The 6675-nt window shown below is 64.4% G+C and carries 8 protein-coding genes; all 8 read left to right on the top strand.

What is annotated here, in order from left to right; genetic code table 11:
* The coding region (locus ABD255_RS21770; RefSeq protein WP_344216753.1) for an arginase family protein at nucleotides 1–448 on the top strand (448 nt) is incomplete at its 5' end.
* Between the two features lie 7 nt (nucleotides 449–455).
* Nucleotides 456–1394, top strand: a complete 939-nt coding sequence (locus ABD255_RS21765; RefSeq protein WP_344216751.1) for a LysR substrate-binding domain-containing protein — start codon at nucleotides 456–458, stop codon at nucleotides 1392–1394.
* Nucleotides 1395–1472: 78 nt separating this feature from the next.
* A complete protein-coding gene (locus tag ABD255_RS21760; RefSeq protein ID WP_344216749.1) occupies nucleotides 1473–2384 on the top strand; it encodes a LysR family transcriptional regulator in 912 nt (303 codons plus the stop codon).
* 129 nt (nucleotides 2385–2513) lie between these two features.
* On the top strand, nucleotides 2514–3476 hold the full coding sequence (locus tag ABD255_RS21755; protein WP_344216747.1) for an ABC transporter substrate-binding protein: 963 nt from the start codon (nucleotides 2514–2516) through the stop codon (nucleotides 3474–3476).
* Between the two features lie 8 nt (nucleotides 3477–3484).
* The gene (locus tag ABD255_RS21750; protein ID WP_344216745.1) at nucleotides 3485–4405 is read left to right on the top strand and encodes an amino acid ABC transporter permease; all 921 of its coding nucleotides are present in this window, start codon (nucleotides 3485–3487) and stop codon (nucleotides 4403–4405) included.
* A complete protein-coding gene (locus tag ABD255_RS21745) occupies nucleotides 4402–5166 on the top strand; it encodes an amino acid ABC transporter ATP-binding protein (RefSeq protein WP_344216743.1) in 765 nt (254 codons plus the stop codon). The genes ABD255_RS21750 and ABD255_RS21745 overlap by 4 nt, the downstream gene beginning before the upstream one ends.
* A gap of 33 nt (nucleotides 5167–5199) precedes the next feature.
* The gene (locus ABD255_RS21740; RefSeq protein WP_344216741.1) at nucleotides 5200–6024 is read left to right on the top strand and encodes an SDR family NAD(P)-dependent oxidoreductase; all 825 of its coding nucleotides are present in this window, start codon (nucleotides 5200–5202) and stop codon (nucleotides 6022–6024) included.
* A complete protein-coding gene (locus ABD255_RS21735) occupies nucleotides 6017–6670 on the top strand; it encodes a CGNR zinc finger domain-containing protein (protein ID WP_344216739.1) in 654 nt (217 codons plus the stop codon). The genes ABD255_RS21740 and ABD255_RS21735 overlap by 8 nt, the downstream gene beginning before the upstream one ends.
* Nucleotides 6671–6675 lie beyond the last annotated feature (5 nt).

Raw genomic sequence — 6675 nt, 5'->3', positions numbered from 1 at the left:
TGACGTGCGGGCACTGGCCGGCGATGTTCCGTTGGTGGAACCAGGCGATGTTCTGGTGCTCGGAGACGCCGACGGTCCGCGGCGACAGTTGGCAGGCGCGGCTGAGGCGTCGATCGCCATCCCGGACGCTCGCGTCTTCGATGCGTCAGCGATCCGGGCTGCCGGCGTAGAGATGGTGGCGGATCGCATGGCGGCTCTCATCGAGCGAGAGAACATGCCTTTCTGGTTGCATCTGGACATCGATGTGGTCGACGGCTCGGTGATGCCGGCGGTTAGTTTCCCGGTCAGCGGGGGGCTCGACTGGGGTGAGCTGGATGTGCTGCTGCGGCCGATCGGGCGCGACCACAGGCTGGCTGGCGTGTCCCTTGCGGGATTGAACGTCGATCGCGATCCTGGACGGGAGTACACCGCACAGGTGGCGGAGGTGTTGACCTCCCTGTTGGCGTGAAAGGCGGATGACGATCGGAACCAACATCCCTCGGCAGTTCCAATCCCGGCTGAACGTGCGCCGGCTTGCGCTGCTGCTGGAGATCGAGCGGAACGAGACGCTGACAGCCGCTGCGGAAGCGCTGCAGTACTCACCGTCCGCGGTGAGTCAGCAACTGAAAGTCCTCGAACAGGAGGCGGGCCTCCCGTTGGTCGAGCGCGGCGGCCGCCAGATCCAGCTCACCGACGCCGGCCGGATCCTGGCGCGTCACGCCGAGGAGATGATCGCCCGCCTTCTGTCGGCCGAAGAGCACGTCCGGGCCGTCGGCAGGCTGGGCCATGGTCGGTTGCGACTGGCAACCTTTCGCAGCGCGGGTGAATCGCTGCTCGTCGATGCCATCACATACTTTCGCGGACACCATCCGGCCATCCAGATCAGTCTCGTCGAGGGCGAGCCGGAGCAGTACATCGCGGCGCTTCGCCGACATGAGCTGGATCTGGTGCTGACCTACGACTACGACTGGCTGGCGTTGCCGTTCAATGACGGCGTCGTCCGGGATCTGATCTGCACAGATCCCTTTCTGGTCGCGGTTCCCCGGGGTTTTTGGCGCAAGAGCCGACCGATGCGGCTTGCGGATCTGTCAACGCAGAGCTGGATCGCCTCGACGCCGGCCAACGCGGTCCATCGCTTCACTGAACGAGCCTGCGCCCAGGCGGGGTTCGTGCCACGAATCGTGATGCATACCGATGACTACCACATCGCCCAGGAATTGGTTGCCCGTGGCATGGGTGTCACCTTTCTGCCGGAGATCTCCGCCCGCAATCATCACCGCGGTGTGGAGGTCCATCCCGTTGGCGATGTCACACTGGCCCGGCGGATCTATGCGACCTATCGCGTCGGGGGTGAACGGGTCGCAGTCGTTGCCGCCATCCGTGACGTCCTGATCGCATTGGGATCGGAACGCTGATGATGCCGGGCGCCGGGGACGCGGTTTGCCCACGAAGCGAAGTCGGGTGATGACGTGCTGGACGTACGGCGTCTGAAGGTGCTGCGCGAGGTCTCCGTCCGTGGTTCGATGACCGCGGCCGCGGATGCGCTGGGATATACGCCGTCTGCGGTGAGTCAGCAGATCGCGGCGCTTGAGAAGGAAATGTCTGCTGTGCTGGTGGAGCGTGGACCGCAGAGCGTCGCCTTGACCGAGGCCGGCCGGATCCTCGTCGAGCACACAGAGTGGATTCTCGAACAACTCGACGTCGCGGACGAGCAGTTGAAGGCAATCGCCGGATTGCGTGGCGGGCGGTTGCGGCTCGCAACCTTTCGCAGCGTCGGCGAGACTGTCGTGGCTGAAGCGCTGATGGGCTTCCACACTGCCTGGCCCGAGGTGGAGCTCCGACTGACCGAGGGGGAGCCCGAAGAGTACGTCGGTCGGCTGGCGCGGGGCGAGCTTGACCTGGCCCTGTCGTTCGACTACGACGGCATTCCTCCTCCACACGACGAGAAATTCGTCGTAGAGCAGTTGCTCACGGAGGAGATGATGGTCGCCCTGCCTGCGGGGCACCGGCTCGCCACCGGCGGCTCGGTTGCGTTGGCCGACCTTGCCGACGAGTCTTGGATCGCGAGTTCTTCCAGGTCGAGCGTTTATGAGTTCACGGCGCTGGCCTGCGAATGGGAGAACTTCCAGCCCAGGGTCGCGTTCGAGACCGACGACTACCACATCGCCCAGGCGCTGGTCGCGGCCGGCGTCGGGATCACCTTCGTGCCGGCACTTTCTCTCCACACCTCGCATCCACAGCTGCGTTTGCTGCCTGTGCGTCCCCGTCCACCTCGGCGTCGGGTCCATCTGCTGACCCGTGACGGCGGAGCAGCCTCTCCGTGTGTCACCGAGATGATGAAGCTGCTGCGGACGGCCGCGCGCCGACAGGCTTCGGCGCCGGTCATGAAGGACCAGCAGTCTTAAGGTGCGCTGCTGGTCGCGTGAAGAGAATATCGACCGCGACCGCCGTGATCAGGAATAAAGTAATCTGCCAAAGGCCAGTCGTCTCTGACTGATTTCACTCGGTGCCCGTATTCCAACCGGCCTTGTCCGATGCGAATACAACACCTGCTGGGCGATTTGGCGCGGTACCAGAGAATCAGGGAGCATGAATTGAGATCGACAATTCGTATCGGCGGGGCAGCGGCCGCCGTACTCGCCTTCGCGGGTCTCGTCGCGTGTACCTCGCAATCGACCCAGGGTGGCGCGACCCAGCAGCCGGCAGGTCAGTCTTCCGACGTGGCTCCGGGCAAGGCGGCCGAGTTGGTGCCCGCAGAACTCAAGGCCAAAGGCTCCATCGCTGTCGCCAGTGCATCGACGAACGCACCGATGGAGTTCCTCGACGCGGACGGAAGAACCTTGATCGGGTTCGACATTGACTTCTCCGATGCCATCGCGGCGTCGCTCGGCCTGAAAGCCGAGCATGTCACTTCGACATTCGACGCGATCATCCCCGGTCTCGCTGCGGGCAAATACGACCTTGGGATGTCAGGTTTTTTCATCACGCCGGCCAGAGAACAGGTGGTGGACTTCGTGCCGTATTTGCGCGATGGCTCCGCGCTGGTGGTCCCGGGTGGCAACCCGCTGAGGTTGTCGATGGACCCGATGTCACTATGCGGACACCGGGTGGCCGGTGAGAAGGGCAGCGTGCAGGGGATCGAGTTCCTGCCGGCGATCTCGAAGGACTGCGTGGCCGCAGGCAAGCCACCTGTGAAAACGGCCCTGTTCCCGAAGCTCGACGAGGCGCATCTCGCGCTGACCGGGGGCCGGGCCGATGCGATCATGGAGGACAGCGTCCCCAGTGGATACCGAGCATCGCGGTCCAACGGCAAGTACGAAGTCGCCCCCGGAGAGATCTACAAACCGGTGATGACCGGGATGGCTCTTCCGAAGGGCTCCGCCCTCGCGCCCGCTCTGAAGGCGGCCATCAGCACCCTCGCGGCTGACGGGACTCTAGAGCGCTTGATGCAGAAGTGGTCGATCCCTCGGACGGCGCTCCTGGCGTCTTACAACTGAGGCCGGATATGACGTCGATCGCCGAGCGACCAGACACCAAGGCCGCAGATTTTGTCATCGTCGCGCGCAGGCATCCGGGCCGGTGGGTGGCTGCGCTTGTCGTCGTGGCGATTCTAGGACTTCTGTGCTGGTCTGTCCTGACCAACGACCGCTTCGGGTGGCCGACTGTCGGCACCTATCTGCGAGATGTGTCCATCGGCCGGGGAGTCGTGATCACACTCGAGCTGACCGGGCTGTGCATGCTTGTCGGACTGACTCTGGGGACGGTCATTGCGGTCGGCCGGCTGTCTCCGAATCCTGTTGTCCGGGGAGCTGCGTTCGGGTATGTCTGGTTCTTCCGGGGCACGCCAGTTCTGGTTCAGCTGCTGTTCTGGTTCAATCTGGCCGCTCTGTACCCGAAGCTCAGCTTCGGGATTCCGGGTGTCGCGCTGAATGCGAACGAGCTGATCACCCCGATGATGGCTGCGGTGCTCGGACTCGGTCTCAACGAGGCTGCCTACATGTCGGAGATCGTCCGGGCCGGCATCCTGTCGGTCGATCGTGGGCAGTCCGAGGCCGCGGGCGCCCTCGGGCTCACTCGGATCGAGACCATGCGACGGGTCATTCTTCCTCAGGCGATGCGGGTCATCATCCCGCCGACCGGTAACGAGACCATCGGCATGTTGAAGACGACCTCGCTGGTGAGCGTGCTGGCCGTCCCTGATCTGCTCTACTCCGCACAGGCGATCTATGCGCGAACCTTCGAAACGATTCCGCTGCTGATCGTCGCCAGCATCTGGTACGTCGTGGTTACCTCCATCCTCTCGGTCGGCCAGTACTACCTGGAGCGGCACTACGCCCGTGGCTCGAAGAATCTGGCCCTCACGCCGGTCGCGCAACTGCGGAGTGCCTTCGGCATCGACCGATTCGCGACGCGGAGGACGCGATGAGCGCCGCTGTCGTCCGGGCCGTGGGTGTCCGGCACTCGTATGGTCGGACCGAGGTACTCAAAGGCGTCGACCTGCAGGTCGACGCGGGCGAGGTCGTCTGCCTGATCGGACCGTCGGGCTCGGGCAAGAGCACCTTGCTGCGCTGCGTTAACCATTTGGAGACGATCAGTGGCGGCAGTCTGTGGGTCGGCGGTCACATGGTCGGATACCGTCAGAAGGGCAACAAGCTGTACGAGTTGAGCGACAAGGAGATCTGCCGGCGACGAGCGGACGTCGGCATGGTGTTCCAGCAGTTCAACCTCTTCCCGCACATGACGGTGCTCCAGAATCTCATCGAGGCACCTTGTCGGGTCCTACGGCATCCTAAGGGTGCTGTGGTCGAACGAGCCCATGCACTGCTGGCGCGGGTCGGCCTGTCCGAGAAGCGCGACGCCTACCCGGCACAACTGTCCGGTGGGCAGCAGCAGCGGGTCGCGATCGCCAGGGCGTTGTGTATGCAACCCAAGCTGATGCTGTTCGACGAGCCGACCTCCGCCCTCGACCCGGAGTTGGTGGGCGATGTGCTCGACGTCATGCGTGGACTGGCCGAGTCGGGGATGACGATGATCGTCGTCACGCATGAGATCGGGTTCGCCCGCGATGTCGCCGACCGGGTGGTTTTCCTGGACGGCGGCAGAATTGTCGAGGACGGATCTGCCGAGCAGGTCATCTCCGCCCCACAGCATGTCCGAACGCGAGAATTCCTCGCAGCCGTTCGTTAACGGCTGCCCGAACATGAAGAGGACAAGACGAAGATGAGTCGATCTTTGGAAGGCAAAACCGCAGTTGTCACCGGTGCCGGCGGTGGCATCGGGTCGGCCGTCGCGATTCGGCTGGCCGAGATCGGGGGACGGGTCTGTGTCAACGACCTCGACGAGGCCAAGGCCAAGGCCGTCGCAGACCGGATCGTCGAGTTGGGCGGCCAGGCACAGGTCGCGGCTGGAGACGTATCGGACACGAAGACGGTTGAGCAGATTTTCGACACCGCCACCGAGGCGTTCGGCAGCGTTGACGTCCTGGTCAACAACGCCGGCCTGATCGGGCAGGTGCGACACTTCCTCGACGCCGACGAACAGTGGTGGGACCGGGTGCTGCAGGTCAACCTGCGCAGTGTCTTCCTCTGTTCGCACGCAGCGGCACGGCGCATGGTTGCGCAGGGTTCCGGCGTAATCATCTCCAGCTCGAGCGGAGGCGCCACGAGGGCCCACCGCGGTGAGGTTGCCTACGACGCTTCCAAGGGCGGTATCGAGGCGATGACCCGAGCAATGGCCCTGGATCTGGCGCCGTACGGAATCAGGGTGAACGCGGTCGCACCGGGATCGATCAATGTCGCGCCGCAGGGAGCAGTCAGTGACCAAGTGCTCGCCGAACGCGGTAAGTCCATCCCGTTGGGCCGGGTGGGAGTCCCAGACGACCTGGCCGCCACCTACGCATTCCTCGCCTCCGACGAGGCGCGCTACATCACCGGCGTCGTCGTGCCGGTTGACGGCGGCATGATCATCCAGCAGCGGTCGCCACAGGTGGACATTTTCGGGCTTGACCTGTTCCCGGCTGTCGGCCGGCTGTCGGCCGGTGCTTGAGCTGCGGCGTGGTGGAACGCTGCCGGAGGCACGTGAGCACGTCGGTAGCTTTCCTTGCGTCGGTGGCCACCCGCAGCTGGACTTGGTCAACACCGTCTCGAGACGCCTGGCCGCGGCCAGGACGGTGGAAACGCTTCCGGACTGGACAGCGCTGTTGCTTTGGGCAACAAGTGTCGGGATCATCGCGGATCGTCAGGGTGAACGGTTCGCCGCCGACGCCCGCCGTGATGCCAGTCTCGCGCAGACCATCCTCGAGGACGTCCGAAGGCTTCGCGAGACGTCGTACCGGGTTCTTCAGCCCCTGGCGACGAGGAATACGCCCCGTCGGAACGACATCAGAGTCCTGGGCGCTCGGATCACCGAGGCGTTGGCCGATACGTCGATCGCAACGATCGTCCCGCTGACCTGGACGGCTCGCTCGACGACGATAGCCGACCTCCCCGGGATGCTGGCTTTGTCAGCTTGGCACCTGTTGGCGACGGAGGATCTCACCCGTCTGCGCCAGTGCGCCGACAGCGAATGTGGGTGGTTGTTCCTGGACGCAAGCAAGAATCTCTCCCGTCACTGGTGCAGTCCGTTGACATGCGGCAACCGGGCCCGCGTCCGTCGACATCAGGACCGCATCCGCGGCCGTCGGACTGTCTGAACCAA

It is taken from the genome of Kribbella sancticallisti, from assembly GCF_039530625.1.
Taxonomy (GTDB): Bacteria; Actinomycetota; Actinomycetes; order Propionibacteriales; family Kribbellaceae; genus Kribbella; species Kribbella sancticallisti.
This window is presented reverse-complemented; position numbering and strand designations above follow the sequence as displayed.